Source organism: Microbacterium daqui (assembly GCF_050408675.1).
Classification (GTDB): Bacteria; Actinomycetota; Actinomycetes; order Actinomycetales; family Microbacteriaceae; genus Microbacterium.
On record NZ_JBNTKF010000018.1, the window covers coordinates 18,626 to 41,328 of the forward strand.

Here is a 22,703-nt window from a genome sequence, read left to right on the forward strand (position 1 = left end):
CCGTGCCCCGCTCTCTTGTTGTGCTTGACGCTGATTCCACGCTCATCCAGAACGAAGTCATTGAACTTCTCGCTGACGAAGCCGGCCGTGGCGCCGAAGTTGCTGCCGCAACCGAAGCCGCAATGCGCGGCGAGATCGACTTCGCCACGAGCCTGCGCAACCGCGTCAAGGCCCTCGCAGGCGTTGAGGTTGCCGCGTTCGAACGCGTTCTTACTCGCATCGTGCCGACGCCGGGCGTGCGCGAGATGATTGCCGAAGTTCACGCCAGGGGCGGCATCGTCGGTGTTGTCTCCGGAGGCTTTCACGAGATTCTCGATGTCGTCGCTCCTGACCTCGGTGTCGACGTGTGGCGCGCAAACCGCCTCGCCGTCGAAAACGGCGTTCTCACCGGTGAAGTCGACGGTGACATCGTCGACGGCGCCGCGAAAGCGTCCTGGCTGCAGACCTGGGCGAAAGAGTACGACGCCACGGCGACATTCGCGGTGGGCGACGGCGCGAACGATTTGCAGATGATGGGCGTTGCCGACCTCGGCCTCGCCTTCAACGCAAAGCCCAAGGTGCGCGAGCAGGCGAGCCTCGTTATCGGTCGCGTTGACCTGCGCGAGATTCTGCCGCTCATCCCGTAACGCCCTGAACAATCACGAAGGCCCGCACAACGATGTGCGGGCCTTCGACATGTCTCTGGGGCTAGTGCCCCATACCGAGGCCACCGTCGACCGGAATGACGGCACCCGAAATGTACGCGGCGTCATCTGATGCGAGCCACGTCACAACGCCCGCGACCTCATCGGGTGATGCGAAACGACCGGCCGGAATGCTCTTCTTGTACTCCGCCTGCGTCGCCTCGGGCAGCTCCGCCGTCATATCGGTCTCGATGAAGCCGGGAGCCACCACGTTCGCGGTGATGCCACGTGATCCGAGCTCACGCGTGAGCGAACGCGCAAAGCCAACGAGAGCGGCCTTCGAGGACGAGTAGTTGATCTGACCAGCGCCACCATAGAGTCCCACGACAGACGAGATCAGGATGACGCGACCAAACTTGGCCTTCAGCATGCCCTTCGACGCGCGCTTCACGACGCGGAAGGTTCCGCCGAGGTTCGTGTCGACGACCGTGTCAAAGTCTTCTTCCGACATACGCAACAGCAACATGTCGCGGGTGATGCCCGCGTTCGCAACCACAACCTCAACGGGGCCGAGCTTCGCTTCCACCTCGGTGAACGCGGCATCAAGCGTCACCGAGTCGGTGACATCGGCGCGCACGGTCAGCGTGCCCTCGGGGCCTTCGCCTGAGCGCGCGGTGACGGCGACCTGATAGCCGTCACGCACGAAGCGCTCCGCAATCGCGCGGCCGATACCGCGGTTTCCTCCAGTTACCAAGACAACGCGAGACGCGGACATGATTCAGCCTCCGAATAGGGATACAACGTGATCAGCCTAGTGGGCGCGGGCCACCCACCTCGGCAATCACGCGTATCCTGGAGACACCGTGAAGAAACGCACCACCACCCCGTCCGCGACCTCGCTTCCGGTTGCCCCGCGCGCAGAAGCTGATGGCCGCGTGCGCCAATACGTCATCACGATGACGATTCGCACGATCTGCGTCATTCTGGTTTTTGCGGTGCAACCACTCGGCTGGTGGACCTGGGTCTTCGCTCTGGGTGCTGCGTTCTTGCCCTACATCGCCGTCGTCTTCGCAAACACGCCCGCGCCCGAAGACGCGGCTGGCATCGAATCTCCCGATCGCGCCCTCTCATCGCCTGTTCCAGAGGCAACGCAGACCCCCGCCGCGCCCACCGTAATCCGCGTCACCGAGACGACGAAGCCGACTCTGCCGCCGGCAAAGCCGCAGGAGTCGGCGTGATCGGATTCACACCGCCCGCCGATACGTGTTCACGTGCGGGTTGCCGTCAGCAAGCCACTGTACGCTTGGAGTGGAGCAACCCCCGCATCCATCGCGATGGTCGCACCAAGACGTGGCTTGCGTGCCCCGAGCACGCGGATTACCTCGAAGAATTTCTCCGCGCCCGCAACTTCCCCGTTTCGGCCGCGCCGCACACTCCCAAAGGAAACGTCGATGAGTAAGAACCCGTTCATTCGATGGACGATCTACGTCGGCGTTGCCATTATTTTCGCGATCGTCTGCGGCTTCCTTGCCAACTGGCAGTTCAACCGCAGCGACGAGCGCAACGGCGAAATCGCGCTCGTTGAGCAGAACTATGACCGCGAGCCGGTTCCGTTCGATGAGGCCGTCACCAACGCTGACGTTTTCGACCCCGACACCGAGTGGCGCCCGGTGACGCTCGAGGGCCAGTACTTGCCTGACGAGCAGATCCTGGCCCGCAACCGCCCGCACGGCGGCAGTAGCGCATTCGAAGTTCTCGTGCCGTTCCAGCTCACCGACGGACGCATCATGATCGTCAACCGCGGTTGGGTGGCGCCGGGTGAAGGCACGTTGCCGGATTACGTTCCGGAACCACCGAGCGGTGAGAGCGTCAGCGTCGTGGTGCGGTTGCGCCCGTCTGAAGGGGTGCCCCGCACCGGAATCGGTGCGAACGAGGGCGAATACCTCACCTTCAAGTCGATCAACCTGCCGACGATCGCCGAATACACCGGCGACGAGACCATCACGACCGTCTACGGTCTCATGGTCAGTGAAGAGCCGGCCGTCGCGGAGGTACCCCGCAAGGTGGATCCGCCGACGGAAGATCCCGGCCCCCACCTGTCGTACGCGATCCAATGGATCCTGTTCGCGATCATGGGCATGATCTTCATCATCTACATCATTCGCACCGAGCGCGCACAGCGCCGCGAAGACGCCGGCGAAGCACCCGTCAAGGTCAAGCGCCGCCGCGACAAAGACGCGGAGCAGGAAGACGCCCTCCTCGACGCCTAGGGCGTTCCCCCAGCCACAACGAAAGAGGCGGTTCCCGGGTAGTCTGGGGAACCGCCTCTTTTGCGTCTCGCGTAACTTACGCGAGGGCGATGAGGTCTTGGTAATCCTTGCTCCAGATGTCTTCGACACCGTCGGGCAGGATGAGCACGCGCTCGGGGTTGAGGGCGGCGACAGCGCCCTCATCGTGCGAGACCAGCACAACCGCGCCCTCGTAGTGTGCGAGCGCGCCGAGGATCTCTTCGCGCGAAGCCGGGTCGAGGTTGTTTGTGGGCTCGTCAAGCAGCAGCATATTGGCGCTGGAGACAACGAGCGTCGCGAGCGACAGACGCGTCTTCTCACCACCCGAAAGCACACCGGCAGGCTTCAACACGTCATCGCCGGTGAACAGGAACGAACCCAGCACCTTACGGGCCTCAGTTTCGTTAATGTCGGGCGCCGCCGACATCATGTTTTCGAGCACCGAGCGGTTCACGTCGAGGTTCTCGTGCTCCTGCGCGTAGTAGCCGATCTTCAAGCCGTGACCTGGTTCCAAAGTTCCGGTGTCGGGCTTGTCGACGCCCGCAAGAATGCGCAGCATCGTGGTCTTACCGGCACCGTTGAGGCCGAGGATGACGACGCGCGAGCCGCGGTCAATCGCCAGATCAACGTCCGTGAAGATCTCGAGCGAACCGTACGACTTGGACAGGCCCTGCGCCATCAGCGGAGTCTTGCCGCATGGCGAGGGCTTCGGGAAGCGCAGCTTCGCGACGCGGTCAACCTGACGAACCTCGTCAAGGCCCTGCAGCAGCTTCTCGGCGCGCGCGACCATCTGGTGAGCAGCGGCAGCCTTTGATGCCTTCGCACCGAAGCGCGCAGCCTGCATCTGCAGTTGGGTCGCCTTCTTCTCGGCGTTCGCGCGCTCCTTCTTGCGACGATCTTCGTCGGCAACACGCTGGCGAAGGTAGTTCTTCCAGTTCATGTTGTAGAGGTCGATGGTCTGACGGTTTGCGTCGAGGTAGAAGACACGGTTCACCGTCTCCCCTACGAGCTCAACATCGTGACTGATCACGATGAGGCCACCGCGGTAGGTCTTCAAGAATTCGCGCAGCCACACAACGGAGTCGGCGTCGAGGTGGTTCGTCGGCTCGTCAAGAATCATCGTCTCGGCGTCGCTGAACAGAATGCGCGCGAGCTCGATGCGGCGGCGCTGACCACCAGACAGGGTCTTCAGCGGCTGGTCAAGAATGCGGTCGGGCAGCGAAAGGTTGTGCGCGATCGACGCGGCCTCCGCCTCGGCGGCATAACCGCCGAGGGCCTCAAAGCGCTCCATGACGTTCGCATACTTACGCATCGCGCGCTCCGCGATCGCTGGGTCGTCCGATGCCATCTTCGCGCTGTGCTCGGCCATGCTGACCTGCAGCGATCCGAGGCCACGAGCGTCGAGAATGCGCGTACGTGCGAGCATCTCCGGGTCACCGGTACGCGGGTCCTGCGGCAGATAGCCGAGTTCGCCAGAACGGGTCACGGAACCATCAGCAGGAATCAGGTCACCAGCGAGAACCTTCGTCAGTGTCGTCTTACCGGCACCGTTGCGGCCAACCAGACCGATCTTGTCGCCAGGGCCGACGCGAAAGGTGACGCCCTCCATGAGGAGTCGGGCGCCGACGCGAATCTCCAGACCTTGTACGGCAAGCACAGCGAATTCTCGATTCTTTTGACGAAGGGGATAACTGGGCGATGGAGCCCAGCCCCCTAGTCTAGTTCGCGGTGACTCCCCCTCTGACCAAAACCTGTGACAGGAGAATATCTGTGAGCACACTCACCGTTTCAACCCGAGGGCCTCTCGCCCAGGCACTTCACCGCGTTCGTCGCCGCAAGCATCGTGCCGTTCCTCGTCGGCGTGCCCTACATGGCCGACATCCTGAACGTCGTTATGGGTGCCGACCTGTCGTTTGAGCAGATCATGGCCGCAGGCGTCACGCCGTTTATCGTCGGCGGTGTCATCAAGGCCGCCGTTGCCGCAGCACTGATCCCGCTGGCATGGCGCGGCGTTTCTGCCCTCGAGCGTCGTCGTGACTAACGACTCACACGCGAATGGCCGCCCCGTTTCACCGGGAGCGGCCATTTTCGTTTCGTGCGACGTGCTACGCGCCGTCAGCCATGGTTCCGCTTCGCGTCATACGCAGCCCCGGAACCAGGGCCAGCGCCGCAAGGAGGGTGGCGGCAATAAAGACCATGCCGAAAGCGAGACCGGCCGAACCGAGCGAGATAAAGATGAGTCCCATCAGTGCGATGGCTGCCGACGAGCCGAGCGAGTCGGAGATCGAGAGTGCCGCCGAGTTGAAGCCCTGGTTCTCAGTCGTCGAGTACGCGAGCGTCAGCACGGTGAGGCGCGGGTAGATGAGTCCGACTCCCCCGCCGGCAAACATCCACGATGCAATCAGCACCCACGCCGGCAGGTGCAGGAGTGCCGTCACGGCACCCATGATCGTCGCGAACGACAACAGCGTGAGCCCGGTCACGGTAATGCGCTCGTTGCCGAGGCGGTCGCCGAAACGGCCCTGCACTTCAGCGGCAACGGCCCACGCAATCGCGGCGACGGTGAGTGCGAGCCCGGCCATCGTCGGGCCAAAGCCGTACTGTGTCGTGAGCAGTAGTGGCACGTAAACCTCGGCGCCGAACAGCGTGCCGGCGACAAGGCCGCGCATCACGATGACGGCAGGAAGACCCCGCCCGGCGAGCAGCGTACGCTGTGGCAGCAACGGGCGCACCGCGATGGCCAAAATCACGAGCGTGGCCCCAGCAATGACCCAACCGATGACGGCGCCGTAGTCGGCCGTAATGCGGCCGGTAAGACTCAACGCCACGGCAAGAGCCGCCACCACGATCGCGAGCCCCAGTCTGCGTGCAACGGAACCACTGGTTCCGCTCTGCTCCGACGGCGAGAGATCGACACCACGCAGTCGCGTTGCCACCAGGATGAACGCGATCACCGTGAGCACCGCGACGCCAAGGAAAACCCAGCGCCAGTGCAGATACTCAGCGACTGCGCCCGCAAGGAAGGGGCCGATGAGGCTCGGCACCACCCAGGCGGCGGAGAACAGGGCAAAGACGCGGCCGTGCAGCTCTGGCGGATAAACGCGGGCGACGACGACGTACAACGCGACCGTCTGCCCGCCAATGCCGAGGCCCTGAATGAGGCGGCCGAGCACCAGGACTTCCATGGTGTCGGCGAAGCCTGCGATCAACAGGCCGGTCGCGAACAGCGCGACTGCCGCGTAGAGCGGAGCGGTCGGGCCGGAGCGGTCGCTCCAGAAGCCCGTCACGACCATACCGATCACGCTTGTCGCGAGAGTGCCGGCAAACGCGACCGCGTAGAGCGCTTCGCCGTCGAGGTCGGCGCTCACGACGGGCATGACCGTTGTTACAGCCAGAGACTGAATTGCCGCGAGAAAGACGAGTGCGACAGCACCAAGCGATACCCAGCGGTAGTTTTCACTCCACAGGCTGCGCGCCGCGCTCACAGCGCGGCTGCGATGCGAGCAAATGCTTCGTGCAGAATCTCCGGTGATGTGGCAAAGTTCATGCGCACGTGGCGCTCACCCTCGGGGCCAAACGTCGGGCCCGAGTTCAGTGCGACCTTCGCATGGTGTAACAGGTACTTCGAGGGGTCTCCCTCGATCGTGGAGCGCTGCATGTTGATCCAGGCGAGATAGCCCGCATCGGGCACACGGTGTTCGGCGCCGGGAAGTGCGGCGACACCGTCTGCAACGATCTGACGGTTCTGCTCCAGCGTCACGAGCAACGAGTCGAGCCAGGCATCTGACTCTTCCGCGTACGCGGCGATGCCGGCGAGCACACCAAACAGGCCGGTGCGCCACTCCACCTCCATCGGAAGCGATGCGAGGATGCGAGCGGGTTCGCGAGATGCGGTGACCATCGAGGCCGTCTTGAGGCCGGCGAGGTTGTAAGCCTTGCTCGCGCTGGTGACGGTGAAACCGCGGGCGGCGGCCTCATCGGACGCCGTCAAGAACGGCGTGAAGTCAATGCTGGGGCGCACGAGCGGAGCGTGAATCTCATCGCTCACGATCCAGGCGCCGTACTGGGCGGCCAGGCTCGCGAGCGCGGTCAGCGACTCGCGTGAGTGAACGGTGCCGGTGGGGTTATGCGGGTTGCACAGCAGCATCGCCTTCGCGCCCTGCTGGAACGCCAGTTCGATGCCGTCGAGGTCAAGCGACCACCCGACATTGGTGACCTGCAGCGGAACCGAGCGTACGATTCCGCCCGCCTCTGTCACCGTGTCGTAGAACGGCGGGTACACCGGCGGCGTAATCACAACGCCATCACCCGGTGCGATCACGCCGCGAAGAATTTCGACGAGTCCCATCACGACGTCACCCGTGGTGCGCACCTGTGCTGGGTCAACCTGCCAGCCGAAGCGACGCTCGCAGAACGCGGCGAAGGTCTCCTGGTAGGCGTGACGTGGCGGGGTATACCCGGTGTCGCCGAGGGCGACGGCTTCCGCTAGCACCCGCGTAATGGCGGGTGCTAGCGGAAAGTCCGATTCCGCGACAAAGAGCGGCAGGACATCGTCGGCGTAGGAACGCCACTTTGTGCTGGAGCGGCGGCGAAGCTGCTCGATGGGTAGCGCAATCAGTGGCGTTACTCCCATGTCAGATCGCGAAGCCCAGGGCACGCATCATGTCGCGCCCATCGTCGGTGATCCGCTCCGGGCCCCACGGCGGCATCCACACCCAGTTGATGCGATACTGCTCGACGACACCATCCAGGGCTTCGCCTGTCTGGGCTTCGAGAACATCCGTCAGCGGGCACCCAGCGCTCGTCAGCGTCATGTGAATGACGAGAGCGTCGTTCTCGTCATCCCAGCTGAGATCGTAAATCAGGCCGAGGTCGACGACGTTGACGTTGAACTCAGGGTCCATAACGTCCTTGAGCGCTTCTGTCACCTCGTCGTACTTCTCGGGAGCGAGTGCAGTCATGCTGTGATCCTACGCCTCAACGGGAGCGTCAGCAGGAGCCTCAGCCGGGAAGTAGCCTTCGTAGCCCTCGTTCTCAAGACGGTCAGCCAGCTCCGGGCCACCCTCTTCAACGATCTGACCCTTGACCATGACGTGCACGAAGTCGGGCTTGATGTAGCGAAGGATACGCGTGTAGTGCGTGATGAGGAGAACGCCGAGGTCGGTCGCTTCCTTCGCACGGTTAACGCCCTCGGAAACAATCTTGAGCGCGTCGACGTCAAGACCTGAGTCGGTCTCGTCAAGAACGGCCATCTTGGGCTTCAGCAGCTCGAGCTGGAGAATCTCGTGGCGCTTCTTCTCGCCACCCGAGAAGCCCTCGTTGACGTTACGCGCAGCGAACTTATTATCCATGCGCAGAGCCTTCATCGACTCGCGAACGTCCTTGGTCCAGGTGCGCAGCGACGGTGCTTCGCCGTCGATTGCGGTCTTAGCGGTACGCAGGAAGTTCGTGACCGTCACACCCGGAATCTCGACCGGGTACTGCATGGCGAGGAAGACACCAGCGCGTGCGCGCTCGTCAACCGACATCTCCAGGACGTCTTCGCCATCAAACGTGATGGTTCCGCCCGTGACGGTGTACTTGGGGTGGCCGGCGATCGTGTACGCGAGCGTCGACTTGCCCGAGCCGTTGGGGCCCATGATGGCGTGGGTCTCACCGGTACGGATGGTGAGGTTAACGCCGTTCAGGATCGGCGTGGTTCCTTCATCGGTCTCGACCGTTACGTGCAGGTCGCGGATCTCGAGGACAGACATTAAATTTCCTTCGTTACGGAGGGGTCAATGAGCACGTCGTCACCGTCGATTTCGACGACATAAACCGGGACGGGCTCGAAAGCTGGGAGGTTCAGGGGCTTGCCGGTGACGAGGGAGAACGCGGAACCATGGGCCCAGCATTCGACCGTGTCACCTTCAACGAAGCCGTCTGCAAGTGAAATTTCGCCGTGCGTGCAGGTGTCGCCGATGGCGTGAACCACGCCCTCGCCGTCTTTCACGACACAGATCGGTACATCGTCAATGACGACGCGCAGGGCGGCGTCTTGCTCAAGCTCGCTGTAGGAACAAGCGCGGGTTGCGGTCATGCCGACAATCCGTCGTTGAGCTCAACCTGGATCGCGGCGAAGAGTTCTTCTTCAAGCGACTCCACGCCAATCTTCTGAACGATCTCACCGAGGAAGCCGACGACGACGAGGCGACGAGCCTCGTCTTCGGAGATTCCGCGAGCCTGCAGGTAGAAGAGCTGCTCGTCGTCGAAGCGACCGGTTGCCGATGCGTGGCCGGCACCCTGAATGTCACCCGTCTTGATTTCAAGGTTCGGGATCGAGTCAGCGCGCGCGCCCGTGGTCAGCACGAGGTTGCGGTTTGCTTCGTAGGAGTCGGTTCCGACAGCGTCGGGCCCGATGAGAACGTCACCGATCCAGACAGTGCGAGCCGTCGCACCCTGCAGCGCGCTCTTGTAGAGCACGTCGCCGGTGGTGTGGGCTCCCTTGTGGAACATGTACACCTGGCTCTCCAGGTGCTCGCCCGGGTCAGCAAACGAGACACCGAAAAGCTTGCCCTCAGAGCCAGTACCGTCGAGTTCGACCGACGGGTTGACGCGAACGACGCCGCCCGACAGGCTCGCGACAATGTGCGTGAGAGTAGCGTCCTTGTCGACGCGGGCCTGGTGGGCCGATGCGTGAACGGTCTCTTCAGCCCAGCGCTGCACCGAGATGACGCGGAGGTCGGAACCATCGCGAGCGATGATCTCGACGTTCTGCGCGTAGGCGGCTGCACCCTTGTGGTCAAGGATGACCGTTGCGTGTGCGTTCGGCATGGCCTCGATCACGATGTGTGCGAACGCCGCGGTTTCGGCGGTCTCACCGTTGATAGCGATCGTGATGGGCTCGGCGACCTCCTCGTTCGCGGGGATGCGAACGTGAAGCGCGTTTTCTGCCTTCTGCCATGCCAGTGCGCTCATGCGGTCTTCCGGGCGGAAGAACTCACCGCGAACTGCTGCGTCGTGGCCGCTCGATGCGACCACGAACGATGCCGGCGCCACGGTGTGGGTGACGGCGTCAGACTGCACAGCGTCGACGTTCAGCAGCGGCTGCAGGCGGTTGACCGGCGAGTGCTTGTAGTTGACCTCTTGACCCGTGGGGTTCGGGAAGTCGGTGGGTTCAAACGACGTAGGGCGCTCAGAGCGGGTCTGAATCGGAACCTGAGAGTCGTCGTGATTAAGAATGTTTGATGTCAGCGTTTCGGTTGCGGTTGACATTTAGCCGACCGATCCTTCCATGCCCATCTCGATGAGCTTGTTCAGTTCCAGCGCGTACTCCATGGGCAGTTCACGTGCAATGGGCTCAATAAAGCCGCGCACGATCATGGCCATCGCTTCGGTCTCTTCGACGCCGCGGCTCATGATGTAGAAGAGCTGCTCTTCACTCACCTTCGAGACCGTGGCCTCGTGGCCGAGAATGACGTCGTCGACACGAATGTCAATCGCCGGGTACGTGTCAGAACGCGACTGCGTGTCGACGAGCAATGCGTCACACACAACCGAGTTGGACGAGTGGTGCGCGTTCGCGTCGATACGAACCTCACCGCGGTAGCCAGCACGGCCGCCACCACGAGCGATCGACTTCGACGTGATCGATGACTGCGTGTACGGAGCCATGTGGATCATCTTCGCGCCAGCGTCCTGGTGCTGACCGGGACCAGCGAAGGCAACCGACAGAGTCTCGCCCTTGGCGTGCTCGCCCGTGAGGAAGATCGACGGGTACTTCATCGTCACCTTGGAGCCGATGTTGCCGTCGACCCACTCCATGGTTGCGCCTTCATGTGCAATTGCACGCTTGGTGACCAGGTTGTAGACGTTGTTCGACCAGTTCTGGATCGTCGTGTAGCGAACGCGAGCGTTTTTCTTCACGATAATCTCGACGACGGCCGAGTGCAGCGAGTCCGACTTGTAGATCGGCGCGGTGCAACCCTCGATGTAGTGCACGTAGCTGTCTTCGTCAGCGATGATGAGCGTGCGCTCGAACTGGCCCATGTTTTCCGTGTTGATACGGAAGTAGGCCTGCAGCGGAATCTCCACGTGAACGCCCTTCGGGACGTACACGAACGAGCCACCCGACCAGACGGCCGTGTTCAGAGCCGCGAACTTGTTGTCGCCAGCCGGAATTACGGTTCCGAAGTACTCTTCGAAGAACTCGGGGTGCTCGCGCAGTGCCGTGTCAGTGTCCATGAAGATGACGCCCTGGGCCTCAAGGTCTTCGCGGATCTGGTGGTAAACCACCTCGGACTCGTACTGTGCGGCAACGCCGGCAACGAGACGCTGACGCTCAGCCTCGGGGATACCGAGACGCTCGTAGGTGTTGCGGATGTCTTCGGGCAGGTCTTCCCACGACTGGGCCTGCTTCTCCGTCGAACGCACGAAGTACTTGATGTTGTCGAAGTCAATACCCGAGAGGTCAGCACCCCACGTCGGCATCGGCTTGCGGCCGAAGAGCTGGTACCCCTTGAGGCGGGTCTTCAGCATCCATTCGGGCTCAGCCTTCAACGCCGAGATGTCGCGTACGACGTTCTCGTTGATACCGCGGGCCGCGCTAGCGCCAGCTGCATCAGGGTCGTGCCAGCCGAACTCGTACACCCCCAGCCCTTCGAGCTCGGGACGGTCAATGAGCACATCAGACATGGCGTCACACTCTCCTCATGGCCTAGCGGTGTTATCCGCTCCGGTCGCGCTCCCCCGCGTTTACGTGGGAGTTGCCGTCGGGCCTTTATCTGCGGCGTCAAGAAGACGCCTACACTTGAACGCAAGAGCCGCGCTTTTCGCGATCTTGCAACCCTTCGATTCTACAGGTTCCGCTAACCCGTTTGGGCGGAACCGGAGGCTTCATGACTGACATCGTCACCCCGGAGACGGCTTCTGTTCACGCTGGAGGGCGAGAGCGCTCGTTCCTCGGCCTACCCACCACCTTCAGTAAGCCGGTGCGCGTGTTCGCGTGGCTGTCGTTTGTCTTCGAGGTCTTCATCATCGGAACCGGTGGCGCGGTTCGCCTTACGGGCTCGGGCCTCGGCTGCAGCGAGTGGCCACTGTGCACGCCGGAATCACTGGTTCCCACTCCGGAACAGGGCATCCACGGCATCATTGAGTTCGGTAACCGCACAATTACTGGCGTCGTCGGCATTCTGGCACTCGTCGTGTTGCTGTTTACTCTCCACATCGTCGGCGGGCGCCGCTCGGTTGTGAAGACGCTGTGGTTCGCGCTTGGCGGAATCGCGACCGGCGTTGCAGCGTACGCCGCGGCTTCGCTGGCAGGTGTTCCTGCCTTCCCGTTCTTCTCCGCCGGCCTCCTGCTGGTCGCGATCATTGGTGCAGTGCAGTCGATTCGTTCGATTCCCGGCCGCAAGGATCTTCCGGTGCTGGCGTGGATTGTGCTCGTCGGGGTTATCGTGCAAGCGTTCGTCGGCGGCATCACGGTACTGACCGAGCTCAACCCCTTCATCGTTGGCTTCCACTACGTCGCGTCGCTGCTGTTGGCCTGCGTGACCGCGGCGTACCTGGTGCGGATGTATGCGCCGGCAGGAGCACGCGAACTCGTCGTGCCGAAGTGGTTTGCAATTGTCACGCACGTCACGGGCCTCGCTCTCGCAGTCACGATTCTCTTCGGCGTGTTGACCACAGGTTCCGGCCCACACTCGGGCGACCAGAACGTGGCTCGCGACGGTTTTGACGCCTCTGTCTTGGCACACGTGCACTCGTGGCCCGGCTACATTCTGACCGGGTTGCTGGTCGTGCTGTTGATCGCGGCGTGGGCGCTTCGCCTCCCGGTGCGCCACTGGGCGCTCGTGCTCGTTATCGCCGTCGGCGTGCAGGTTCTCGTCGGTGTTTGGCAAGCGCGTGAGGGCTTGCCGCCGCTGCTCGTCGGCATCCACATGGTGCTCGCTGCCCTCGCCGCCGCCGCGTACACTGCGATGGTTCTCAAACTCAAGCGCCCCGTCGCGGCCGACACCCCCGCGTAACGTCAACCCTTTTTCGTGTGCCGCTCGGAGTTTTTCCGGGCGGCACACTTTTTGCCCGACCCCTGGTTCCGCCGCTCGGCTTGTCCCCGTCAGCCCTCTGCCAGTCCTCCCGCTCCAGATATTGTGGAACGCCTTCTGTTACGCACGATGAGCTTCCGATGAGGGGCTCAAATCGCGGCGTTTCGCGAGCCTAGGCGGATTCGGGCGTGCAGAACAGAGAAGGGAGGATGCAGAACGGTGGAAACAAGGGCGCGGAACCTCGGACGGCGAGAGAGCGGAAATACAGAGGCGAGCAGGGCGGCGGCGAATCCCCAGTAACGAAAAACGGCCGCCCACCGAAGTGAGCGGCCGTTTGAAAATGGGCTAGAACGGGAGGAGCGGGTCGACGGCGATCGCGACGAACAGCAGCGTGAGGTACGTGATCGAGGCGTGGAATACACGCATCGGTGCGGCGTTGCCGCCCTTCACAGCCTGGTTGTAGAGGCGGTGCGATTCGTACAAGAACCAGCCGCCGAACACCAGCGCAGAAACCGTGTACACAACGCCCATGCCCGCGACCGGGATCAGAATCAGCGAGCAGGCGATCGTTGCCCACGCGTAGAGAATGATCTGCAGACCGACCTGGTGCGTCGGGCGCGTTGCGCCGAGCATCGGGACGTGCACCGTGCCGTAATCTTCCTTGTACTTCATCGACAGCGGCCAGTAGTGCGGCGGCGTCCAGAGGAAGACAACGATGAAGAGGATGAACGGCGTCCACGACAGTGAACCGGTCACGGCAGTCCAGCCGATGAGCACGGGGAAGCAACCGGCGATGCCACCCCAAATAATGTTCTGCTCGGTGCGGCGCTTCAGAATCAGCGTGTAAATGACGACGTAGAAGAAGATCGCGACGACCGACAGCGTTGCCGCGAGCCAGTTCGTCGTGAGCAACAGCCACACCGTCGACACCACGGCAAGAACCCACGAGAAAATCAGGGCGTTACGCGGCGAAACCTCGCCCGTCACAATCGGACGATTTTCGGTGCGCTGCATTTGCGCGTCCATGTCGCGGTCAATGTACATATTGAACGACGCGGCGGAACCAGCACTCATGGCTCCGCCGATGACGGTTGCGATCATGAGCCAGCCGTTGGGCACACCACCCTGAGCGAGGAACATCACCGGGACGGTCGTCACCAGCAAAAGCTCCATGACGCGCGGCTTCGTCAACTCGACATAAGCGCGGACCGTCTTACCGATGCTGAGCTTCGCATTCGCCTCAGCGGCAGAAGTCGCAGTCAGGTGGATCGCCCCCTTAGGACGGTAGAGATTCGTGCGCACGGCAGAAAGCACACACGCGTACAGTCTACCGCTTCCGTAGACGCGCCCGGACTTGTCACAAAGACACAATCCGCGCCGCTTGCCAGCGCTAGTCGCTATGCTGAAATGACATACACGCGCTCGGCGAATACCCCCTGAAGACTCACAATTAGGGAGACGTCTGACCTGAGTGCCACAACTTTTCGGGAGGGCGGTCCGGGTGTCGGAACTGCGTTGGGAAGAGATCGATAAGCGCGCTGTTGACACGGCTCGCGTACTGGCGGCAGACGCTGTGGAGAAGGTCGGTAACGGCCACCCTGGCACGGCGATGAGCCTGGCCCCCGCGGCATACCTCCTGTATCAGCACGTGATGCGCCACGACCCGGCAGACACCGATTGGCTCGGCCGCGACCGTTTCATCCTTTCGGTCGGCCACTCGTCGCTGACGCAGTACGTTCAGCTCTACCTCGGCGGATTCGGTCTCGAACTCGATGACCTCAAGGCGCTGCGCACGTGGGGCTCGCTGACCCCGGGCCACCCGGAGTACGGTCACACCAAGGGCGTCGAAATCACCACCGGTCCGCTCGGCCAGGGTCTCGCCTCGGCCGTGGGCTTCGCCTACGCTGCCCGCTACGAGCGTGGACTGTTTGACCCGGAGGCGGCAGCAGGCACCAGCCCGTTCGACCACTTCGTCTACGTCATCGCTGGCGACGGCGACCTGCAAGAGGGTGTCACGAGCGAGGCTTCGTCGCTCGCCGGCCACCAGCAGCTCGGTAACCTCATCGCGATCTACGACTCGAACCAGATTTCGATCGAAGACGACACCAACATCGCCTTCACCGAAGACGTTGCGGCTCGCTACGAGTCGTACGGCTGGCAGGTGCTCACCGTCGACTGGAAGAAGACCGGCCAGTACGTCGAAGACGTCGCCGAGCTGAACGCCGCCATCGAAGCAGCCAAGGGTGAGACCGACAAGCCGTCGCTCATCATCCTCAAGACCATCATCGGTTGGCCGTCGCCCGGCAAGCAGAACTCCGGCAAGATCCACGGTTCCGCGCTCGGTGCCGATGAGCTCGCCGCCACGAAGAAGGTGCTGGGCTTCGACCCCGAGCAGACCTTCGTGGTTGCCGACGAGGTTATCGCGCACACCCGCCAGCTGCAGGAGCGCGCAAGCGCCGCCCGCGCTACGTGGCAAGAGTCGTTCGACGCGTGGGCTGCCGCAAACCCGGAGCGCAAGCAGCTCCTCGACCGTCTCGAAGCAGGCGCACTCCCCGAGAACATCGCCGATGCACTGCCCATCTTCGAAGCGGGCAAGGACGTCTCTACGCGTGCCGCGTCCGGCACCGTGCTCAACGCACTGGCAGCCGAGCTCCCCGAGCTGTGGGGTGGTTCCGCCGACCTCGCTGAGTCGAACCTCACCACGATTAAGGGCGCAAAGTCGTTCGTCCCCGCTGAGTGGTCGACGCACGAGTGGTCGGGTAACCCCTACGGCCGTGTCATGCACTTCGGTATCCGCGAGCACGCTATGGGTTCGATCCTCAACGGCATCCGCCTGCACGGCAAGACGCGCCCGTTCGGTGGCACGTTCCTGATCTTCAGCGACTACATGCGCCCGGCGGTTCGCCTGGCCGCGCTCATGAACGTCGCTGCAATCTACGTGTGGACGCACGACTCCATCGCCCTCGGTGAAGACGGCCCGACGCACCAGCCGGTTGAGCAGTTGGCTTCGCTACGTGCGATTCCGAACCTCAACGTCGTGCGGCCAGCAGACGCCAACGAGACCGCCGTGGTGTGGCTCGAGACGCTGAGCCGCGACGGCGCCCCCACGGGCCTCGCGCTGACGCGTCAGAACGTTCCGACGTTCGCGCGCGGAGAGGGCGAAGCCAGCGGCGACACGTTCGCTTCGGCAGCACACGCCGCCCGCGGCGCCTACGTACTGGCCGAAGCCCCGAACGGCACGCCCGACGTCATCCTCATTGCCACTGGTTCCGAGGTCCAGCTCGCGGTCTCCGCTCGCGAGACTCTTGCTAGCGAAGGCATCAACGCGCGCGTCGTTTCAGCTCCGTCACTGGAGTGGTTCGCCGAGCAGTCCGCGGAGTACCGCGAAAGCGTGCTCCCCGCCGCCATCAAGGCCCGCGTTTCGGTTGAGGCTGGCATTGCGATGCCGTGGCACGCCATCGTCGGCAGCACCGGCCGCTCGGTATCGCTCGAGCACTTCGGCGCCAGCGCTGACTACAAGACCCTCTTTGAAAAGTTCGGCATCACGGCAGAAGCCGTTGTCTCCGCCGCACGCGAAACCGTTAAGGAGAACGCATGAGCACTCCCACCCAAGACCTCGCAGCCGCAGGCGTCAGCATTTGGCTTGACGACCTATCGCGCTCGCGCATTGTCACCGGCAACCTCGCCGAGTTGATCGAAAGCCGCACCGTTTCGGGCGTCACCACGAACCCGACGATTTTCGCGGGTGCCATCGGCAACGGCGGCGAAGACTACGCCGCACAGCTGCACCAGCTTGCTGCTGACGGCGTGTCGGTCGACGACGCCATCATCGCCGCGACCACTGACGATGTGCGCGCTGCTGCTGACATTTTCAGTAGCGTGTACGAGGCCACAAACGGCGTTGACGGTCGCGTCTCGATTGAGGTCTCCCCTGACCTCGCGCACGACACCGACGGAACCATCGCACAGGCGGGTCTGCTGTGGCAGCTCGTGGGCCGCGAGAACGCCCTCATCAAGATCCCCGCGACGAAGGCCGGCCTGCCCGCCATCACCGCAACGATCGCAGCTGGCATCAGCGTCAACGTCACCCTGATCTTCAGCCTCGAGCGTTACAGCGAGGTCATTGAGGCCTACATTGCCGGCCTGCAGGCCGCACGCGAAGCGGGTCATGACCTCTCGAAGATCCACTCGGTCGCATCGTTCTTCGTGTCGCGCGTTGACACCGAGGTCGACAAGCGCCTGGCGGCGATCGGAACCACGGAAGCGCTGGAGCTGAAGAGCAAGGCGGGCCTCGCTAACGCACGCCTCGCATACGAGCTTTTCGAGCAGCGTTTTGCCGCAGCCGACGCTGCAGAGCTCATCGCCGCTGGCGCCAACACGCAGCGCCCGCTGTGGGCTTCCACCGGTGTGAAAGACCCGGCTCTGCCCGACACCCTGTACGTCACCGAGCTCGTTGCACCTGGCACCGTCAACACGATGCCAGAGAAGACGCTCGAGGCGACGTTCGACCACGGCGTCATCGCGGGCGACACGATTACAACGAACTACGCCGCAGCACACGACCTCATGGCGTCGCTCGCGAACGTCGGCATCGATTTCACCGACGTTACGCAGCTGCTGGAAGACGAGGGCGTGGAGAAGTTCATCGCTTCGTGGCAGGAGCTGAAGGAGACGGTTCGCGTCGCTCTGGAGGCAGCAAAGTGAGTGCCACCGAGGTTCACCTCACCGGCTATCCGGCTGAAGTTGTTGCCGCCGAGGTTCCAGCTCTCGTTAACGACATGGTGGCGTCGGGCATTACGGCCCAGAACGCAGAACTGTGGGGCGAAAAGTCTGTATCGGAAGCCTCGATTCGCTTGGGTTGGGTGGAAGCCGTCAGCGTCTCTACCCCGCTCATCGCCGAGATCAAGGCTCTCCGCGCAAAGCTGACGGCCGCTGGCGTCACGCGCATCGTCCTCGCGGGTATGGGCGGTTCGTCGCTCGCCCCTGAGGTCATCACGCGTACCGCCGGTGTGCCGCTCGTGATCGTTGACTCGACCGCGCCTGGCCAGATTCTCGCTGCCCTCGATGGCGACGAAAACGGCACGCTCGCCCAGACCGCTCTCGTCGTCTCGTCGAAGTCGGGCTCGACGGTCGAAACCGATTCGCAGCGCCGTGCCTTTGAGGCCGCGTTCCGTGACCTCGGTATCGACCCGATCGAACGAATCATCATCGTGACCGACCCGGGCTCGCCGCTCGATGTTTCGGCACGAGAGGCCGGCTACACCGTTTTCAACGCAGATCCCAACGTCGGTGGCCGCTACTCGGCACTCACCGCCTTTGGTCTGGTTCCGTCTGGTCTTGCTGGCGCCGACATCGAAACGCTGCTTCGCGAGGCCGACTCGGCGCTGCTCGAAGTCTCGATCGACTCGGTTGAGAACCCGGCTCTGCGCCTCGGTGCCGCCATCGGCGGTTCGCTCAACGGCACCCGCAAAGACAAGCTCGCCCTGGTTCCAGACGGCACCCCGATCGTGGGTCTGCCGGACTGGATCGAGCAGCTCATCGCGGAGTCGACGGGCAAGGAAGGCACCGGCATTCTGCCCGTCGTGCTGACGTCGCTCTCCCCCGAGGTCGACAACACTCCGCACGATGTGCAGATCGTTCGCCTCGTTGAAGACGCTGAGCACCTGCGCCTCTTCGAGCGTCGCAAGGGTGAGATTCTGGTTTCTGGTTCACTGGGTGCACAGCTCGTGCTGTGGGAGTACGCCACGGTGATCGCCGGCCGCCTGCTCGGTATCAACCCGTTTGACCAGCCTGACGTTGAGTCGGCCAAGGTCGCCGCGCGTTCACTGCTGGATGCGCGTCCAGAGCCAACGGCTCCGGCTTTCGTAGAGAGCGACGTTGAGGTGCGTGCGAGCGACGCAGCCCTCGTTGCCAGCGGCACGCTGAAGGGAACGCTGGACGCGCTCTACGCAGCGCTGCCCGCAGACGGCTATATTTCGATTCAGGCATATGTCAACCGTCTCGAGTTCCCGCAGCTTGAAGGGCTCCGCGACATGATCGCGGCCGACACCGGTCGCCCCGTCACTTTCGGCTGGGCACCGCGATTCCTGCACTCGACGGGTCAGTACCACAAGGGTGGCCCGGCGCAGGGCGTGTTCCTGCAGATCCTGGAGTCGAGCGAAGTCGACGTGGAGATTCCGGAGCGTCCCTTCACGTTTGGTCAGTTGATTCAGGCGCAGGCCGCTGGCGACGCCGCGGTACTGGCAGAGCATGGCCGCCCGGTCGTGACGCTGACCCTGAGCGATTCCGGCGACGATGTGCTTGACCTGTTTCAGGCCGTCGACGACTGATTAATACCCCAACTGGAGCACTCCCCCGATGACTGCATTCATCTCACGTGGGCATAACCCGCTGCGTGACCCCGATGATCGCCGGTTGAACCGAATTGCCGGGCCCAGCGCCCTGGTGATCTTTGGTGTCACCGGTGATCTCTCGCGCAAGAAGCTGATGCCCGCTGTGTACGACCTGGCCAACCGCGGCCTGTTGCCCCCGGGGTTCGCCCTCGTGGGCTTCGCGCGCCGCGATTGGGAAGACCAAGACTTCGCTCAGGTGGTCTACGACGCGGTTCGGGCGCACGCGCGCACCGAATTCCGCGAAGAGACGTGGAAGCAGCTCCTCGAGGGAATTCGCTTCGTGCAGGGTACGTTTGACGACCCGGCGAGCTTCCAGAGCCTGCGTGACACCGTCGAGGAGTTGGATCGCGTACGCGGAACCATGGGCAACCATGCGTTCTACCTCTCGATTCCGCCGAAGGACTTCCCGACGGTGGCCCGCCAGCTCCGCGAGTCTGGTCTGGTTAGCAGCGAGCAAGACCCCGATCGCTGGCGCCGCGTCGTCATCGAGAAGCCCTTCGGGCACAACCTCGAGTCGGCACGCGAACTCAACGAAGCGCTCGAGTCGACGTTCGCACCCGACGCCATCTTCCGCATCGACCACTATCTCGGTAAAGAGACGGTGCAGAATATTTTGGCGCTGCGCTTCGCTAACGAGCTGTACGAGCCGATCTGGAACCGCAACTACGTCGACCACGTGCAGATCACGATGGCAGAAGACATCGGTGTCGGTGGCCGTGCTGGCTACTACGACGGTGTCGGTGCCGCGCGCGACGTCATCCAGAACCACCTTCTGCAGCTCCTGGCGTTGACCGCCATGGAAGAACCCATCAGTCTCAGCGCCGACCACCTCCGCGCCGAGAAAGAAAAGGTTCTCGCCGCGGTCACCCTTCCCGACGACCTCTCCACGGCGACCGCACGCGGCCAGTACGCGGGCGGTTGGCAGGGTGGCGAAGAAGTGCGCAGCTTCCTCACTGAAGAGGGAATGGCGCCAGACTCCGCCACCGAGACGTACGCCGCCGTGAAGCTCGAAATCAACACCCGCCGTTGGGCAGGTGTGCCGTTCTACCTCCGCACCGGCAAGCGCCTCGGCCGCCGTGTCACCGAGATCGCCGTCGTCTTCAAGCGCGCGCCCGAGCACCTATTCTCACGCGGTAGCACGCCCGACCTCGGCCAGAACGCGCTCGTGATCCGGGTGCAGCCCGATGAGGGCGTCACGCTCAAGTTTGGTTCAAAGGTTCCCGGAACCGGCACGCACGTTCGTGACGTCACGATGGACTTCGGCTACGGTCACGCCTTCACCGAGGCCAGCCCCGAAGCATACGAGCGTCTCATTCTGGACGTGTTGCTCGGTGACCCGCCGCTGTTCCCGCGGCACGAAGAGGTCGAAGAGTCGTGGCGCATCCTTGACCCGGTCGAAGAGTATTGGGCATCACTCGGCGGCCCCCTTGACCAGTACGCGCCCGGCTCGTGGGGTCCGGCGAGTGCCGACCAAATGCTGGCACGCGACGGACGCAGCTGGAGGCGACCATGATCGTTGATCTTCCTGACACCACGATTAGCCAGGTGGCAAAGCGCCTCGTGCAGGTTCGCGAAGAGGGCGGCGCCGTTGCACTCGGCCGTGTTCTGACGCTTGTCATCGCGACACGCGAAGAGGCTGCTGAACCGGCGATTGACGCCGCTAACGACGCCTCGCGTGAGCACCCGATGCGCGTCATCGTGCTGATGACGAGCAAGTCGGAAGACGCCCGCCTTGACGCGCAGATTCGCGTGGGCGGCGACGCAGGCGCGAGCGAGGTCATCGTGTTGCGCGCATTCGGTGCTGCCGCGTCTAACGAGGAGAGCCTCGTGACTGGTCTACTCCTCCCCGACGCGCCCGTCGTCGTGTGGTGGCCCGACCAGCCGCCCCTGCGCCCTGCCACCAGCCCCCTGGGCCGCATCGCACAGCGCCGCATCACGGATGCCTCCACCGACCCCGACACGATCAAGCGTTTGTCGAACCTCGGCGAGGGCTACGCTCCGGGAGACACCGACCTGGCGTGGACGCGCCTCACCTACTGGCGTGAACAGCTTGCCGCGGTTCTTGACCAGCCGCCGTACGACCAAGTCACCGCGGTCGAAGTCCATGGTTCCGCTGAATCCCCCTCCACCGGCCTCCTCGCCGCGTGGTTGCGCTTGCAACTCGATGTGCCGGTGAAGTGGGTTTACGAATCGCACGAGAACTGGCGCGAAGGCATCAAGAGCGTGCGCATGACGCGTGCTTCGGGTGACATCCTGTTAGAGCGCCCGGAACCAGGTATCGCGTTGCTGACGCAACCCGGGCAACCGGATCACGATCTCCCGCTTCCTCGCCGCACCCTGCGCGAGTGCCTGGCCGAAGAGTTGCGTCGCCTTGACCCTGACGTGCTGTACGGTCGAGTCATCTCAGAAGGATGGGACCGCCTCGGGCCCGCTTCGGAAGGGCAGCCAGCATGACCGAAAAGCGTGTCGTCGTCGTACCGACTCCCGCCGAGCTCGCCGAAAGCGTCGCGAAGCGGTTTCTCGGCAAGGTCGCCATGGATGCGTCGGAGGATCGCGCGGTTCACGTGTCACTGACCGGCGGAACCATGGGAATCGCTGTGTTGGCCGCGGTCGCCGAAAATCCATTGCGTGACCTGGTGAACTGGTCGGCCGTGCACTTCTGGTGGAGTGACGAGCGTTGGGTTGCTCGCGGCGATGCTGACCGCAATGAGCTGCAGGCGCGCGACGCGCTGCTTGACCAGCTCGACGTGCCCGCCGCGAACATCCACGAAATGCCGGCGGCCGACGAAGGGCTCACGCTCGATGAAGCGGCCGACGCCTACGCGGCCGAGCTGGCGAGCTTTGCCGACGGCGCGAACGCGTGGCCGACGTTTGACGTCTGCTTCCTTGGCGTTGGCCCCGACGGTCACATTGCGTCGCTCTTCCCCGACCGTTCAGCAATCACGGTGACCGACCGGGCCGCCGTCGCGGTGCGCAACTCCCCCAAGCCGCCAGCCGAGCGCATTTCGCTGACCCGACCGGTCATCAACTCGTCGCGTCGGGTGTGGATGGTCGTTGCGGGTGAAGAGAAGGCGGGAGCCCTCGGACTCATTCTTGCTGGCGCAAACTACGAGCAGGTACCGGCTGCCGGTGCCAAGGGCACGAGCCGCACGATCATCATCGTTGACGAAGCCGCCGCCGGTCAGGTGCCGGCAGAACTGATCGACCCGAGCTTCTAAACGCACGGAGACAACAAAGAAGGGCGGGAGCTAAATGAACTGCTCCCCGGAAGTTGGACAACTTAATTAAAGCATTACGCTGCGAGGGCATGAGCGCGATATTCCATTGGGCTCATGCCCTCGAGCGTGAGTGAGACACGTTCGGTGTTGTACCAGGCGA

At 63.3% G+C, this 22,703-nt stretch carries 21 protein-coding genes and 1 pseudogene; 11 read left to right on the forward strand and 11 right to left on the reverse strand.

Annotated features, from left to right (window positions below):
* The first annotated feature begins 2 nt into the window (after window positions 1-2).
* Window positions 3-626 (forward strand): phosphoserine phosphatase SerB, encoded by a 624-nt coding sequence (gene serB, locus ACQUSY_RS10555; protein WP_428904444.1) that lies wholly within the window; start codon window positions 3-5, stop codon window positions 624-626.
* Between the two features lie 61 nt (window positions 627-687).
* Here the strand turns inward: serB and ACQUSY_RS10560 are convergent, their stop codons facing one another.
* Window positions 688-1,398, reverse strand: a complete 711-nt coding sequence (locus ACQUSY_RS10560) for a beta-ketoacyl-ACP reductase (RefSeq protein ID WP_428904445.1) — start codon at window positions 1,396-1,398, stop codon at window positions 688-690.
* 88 nt (window positions 1,399-1,486) lie between these two features.
* On the opposite strand from ACQUSY_RS10560, the gene ACQUSY_RS10565 reads away from it, so the two are divergent.
* Together ACQUSY_RS10565 and ACQUSY_RS10570 are read left to right on the forward strand one after the other, a co-directional pair.
* Window positions 1,487-1,861, forward strand: coding sequence for a DUF3099 domain-containing protein (locus ACQUSY_RS10565; protein ID WP_428904446.1), 375 nt, complete (start codon window positions 1,487-1,489; stop codon window positions 1,859-1,861).
* 213 nt (window positions 1,862-2,074) lie between these two features.
* Window positions 2,075-2,893, forward strand: coding sequence for an SURF1 family cytochrome oxidase biogenesis protein (locus ACQUSY_RS10570; RefSeq protein WP_428904447.1), 819 nt, complete (start codon window positions 2,075-2,077; stop codon window positions 2,891-2,893).
* 76 nt (window positions 2,894-2,969) lie between these two features.
* Here ACQUSY_RS10570 and ACQUSY_RS10575 read toward each other — a convergent pair whose 3' ends face one another.
* Entirely contained in the window at window positions 2,970-4,568 is a 1,599-nt protein-coding gene (locus ACQUSY_RS10575; protein ID WP_428904448.1) for an ABC-F family ATP-binding cassette domain-containing protein, read from the reverse strand.
* A gap of 165 nt (window positions 4,569-4,733) precedes the next feature.
* Between ACQUSY_RS10575 and ACQUSY_RS10580 the strand changes: the two are divergent.
* Window positions 4,734-4,952: pseudogene (locus ACQUSY_RS10580) on the forward strand (biotin transporter BioY); the annotation flags it as partial.
* 64 nt (window positions 4,953-5,016) lie between these two features.
* On the opposite strand, the gene ACQUSY_RS10585 reads toward ACQUSY_RS10580, so the two are convergent.
* The 7 genes from ACQUSY_RS10585 to sufB are packed head-to-tail and all read right to left on the reverse strand — an operon-like array spanning window position 5,017 to window position 11,584.
* A complete protein-coding gene (locus ACQUSY_RS10585) occupies window positions 5,017-6,396 on the reverse strand; it encodes an MFS transporter (protein ID WP_428904449.1) in 1,380 nt (459 codons plus the stop codon).
* A complete protein-coding gene (locus ACQUSY_RS10590; protein ID WP_428904450.1) occupies window positions 6,393-7,544 on the reverse strand; it encodes a MalY/PatB family protein in 1,152 nt (383 codons plus the stop codon). Before ACQUSY_RS10590 ends, ACQUSY_RS10585 begins: the two co-directional genes overlap by 4 nt.
* Window position 7,545: 1 nt before the next feature.
* Window positions 7,546-7,872 (reverse strand): metal-sulfur cluster assembly factor, encoded by a 327-nt coding sequence (locus tag ACQUSY_RS10595; RefSeq protein ID WP_428904451.1) that lies wholly within the window; start codon window positions 7,870-7,872, stop codon window positions 7,546-7,548.
* Between the two features lie 9 nt (window positions 7,873-7,881).
* The gene (gene sufC / locus ACQUSY_RS10600) at window positions 7,882-8,664 is read right to left on the reverse strand and encodes a Fe-S cluster assembly ATPase SufC (RefSeq protein WP_428904452.1); all 783 of its coding nucleotides are present in this window, start codon (window positions 8,662-8,664) and stop codon (window positions 7,882-7,884) included.
* Window positions 8,664-8,990, reverse strand: a complete 327-nt coding sequence (locus ACQUSY_RS10605) for a non-heme iron oxygenase ferredoxin subunit (RefSeq protein ID WP_428904453.1) — start codon at window positions 8,988-8,990, stop codon at window positions 8,664-8,666. The genes sufC and ACQUSY_RS10605 overlap by 1 nt, the downstream gene beginning before the upstream one ends.
* Entirely contained in the window at window positions 8,987-10,165 is a 1,179-nt protein-coding gene (gene sufD, locus ACQUSY_RS10610; RefSeq protein ID WP_428904454.1) for a Fe-S cluster assembly protein SufD, read from the reverse strand. Before sufD ends, ACQUSY_RS10605 begins: the two co-directional genes overlap by 4 nt.
* Window positions 10,166-11,584, reverse strand: a complete 1,419-nt coding sequence (gene sufB, locus ACQUSY_RS10615) for a Fe-S cluster assembly protein SufB (RefSeq protein ID WP_428904455.1) — start codon at window positions 11,582-11,584, stop codon at window positions 10,166-10,168.
* A gap of 203 nt (window positions 11,585-11,787) precedes the next feature.
* On the opposite strand from sufB, the gene ACQUSY_RS10620 reads away from it, so the two are divergent.
* Window positions 11,788-12,915, forward strand: coding sequence for a COX15/CtaA family protein (locus tag ACQUSY_RS10620; RefSeq protein WP_428904456.1), 1,128 nt, complete (start codon window positions 11,788-11,790; stop codon window positions 12,913-12,915).
* A gap of 363 nt (window positions 12,916-13,278) precedes the next feature.
* On the opposite strand, the gene ACQUSY_RS10625 is transcribed toward ACQUSY_RS10620, so the two are convergent.
* Entirely contained in the window at window positions 13,279-14,196 is a 918-nt protein-coding gene (locus tag ACQUSY_RS10625; protein WP_428904463.1) for a heme o synthase, read from the reverse strand.
* A 238-nt stretch (window positions 14,197-14,434) separates the two neighbouring features.
* On the opposite strand from ACQUSY_RS10625, the gene tkt reads away from it, so the two are divergent.
* Genes tkt through pgl form a run of 6 tightly spaced genes read left to right on the forward strand, consistent with a single transcriptional unit; the run spans window position 14,435 to window position 22,543 of the window.
* On the forward strand, window positions 14,435-16,531 hold the full coding sequence (tkt, locus tag ACQUSY_RS10630; protein WP_428904457.1) for a transketolase: 2,097 nt from the start codon (window positions 14,435-14,437) through the stop codon (window positions 16,529-16,531).
* The gene (gene tal / locus ACQUSY_RS10635; protein ID WP_428904458.1) at window positions 16,528-17,637 is read left to right on the forward strand and encodes a transaldolase; all 1,110 of its coding nucleotides are present in this window, start codon (window positions 16,528-16,530) and stop codon (window positions 17,635-17,637) included. Before tkt ends, tal begins: the two co-directional genes overlap by 4 nt.
* Window positions 17,634-19,262 (forward strand): glucose-6-phosphate isomerase, encoded by a 1,629-nt coding sequence (locus tag ACQUSY_RS10640; RefSeq protein ID WP_428904459.1) that lies wholly within the window; start codon window positions 17,634-17,636, stop codon window positions 19,260-19,262. Before tal ends, ACQUSY_RS10640 begins: the two co-directional genes overlap by 4 nt.
* Before the next feature lie 28 nt (window positions 19,263-19,290).
* On the forward strand, window positions 19,291-20,838 hold the full coding sequence (zwf, locus tag ACQUSY_RS10645; protein WP_428904460.1) for a glucose-6-phosphate dehydrogenase: 1,548 nt from the start codon (window positions 19,291-19,293) through the stop codon (window positions 20,836-20,838).
* Window positions 20,835-21,779, forward strand: coding sequence for a glucose-6-phosphate dehydrogenase assembly protein OpcA (locus ACQUSY_RS10650; protein ID WP_428904461.1), 945 nt, complete (start codon window positions 20,835-20,837; stop codon window positions 21,777-21,779). The genes zwf and ACQUSY_RS10650 overlap by 4 nt, the downstream gene beginning before the upstream one ends.
* Entirely contained in the window at window positions 21,776-22,543 is a 768-nt protein-coding gene (gene pgl / locus ACQUSY_RS10655; RefSeq protein WP_428904462.1) for a 6-phosphogluconolactonase, read from the forward strand. The genes ACQUSY_RS10650 and pgl overlap by 4 nt, the downstream gene beginning before the upstream one ends.
* 74 nt (window positions 22,544-22,617) lie before the next feature.
* Here the strand turns inward: pgl and ACQUSY_RS10660 are convergent.
* Window positions 22,618-22,703 (reverse strand): IS3 family transposase (locus ACQUSY_RS10660; protein ID WP_428903460.1); only part of this gene is annotated, 86 nt, incomplete at its 5' end.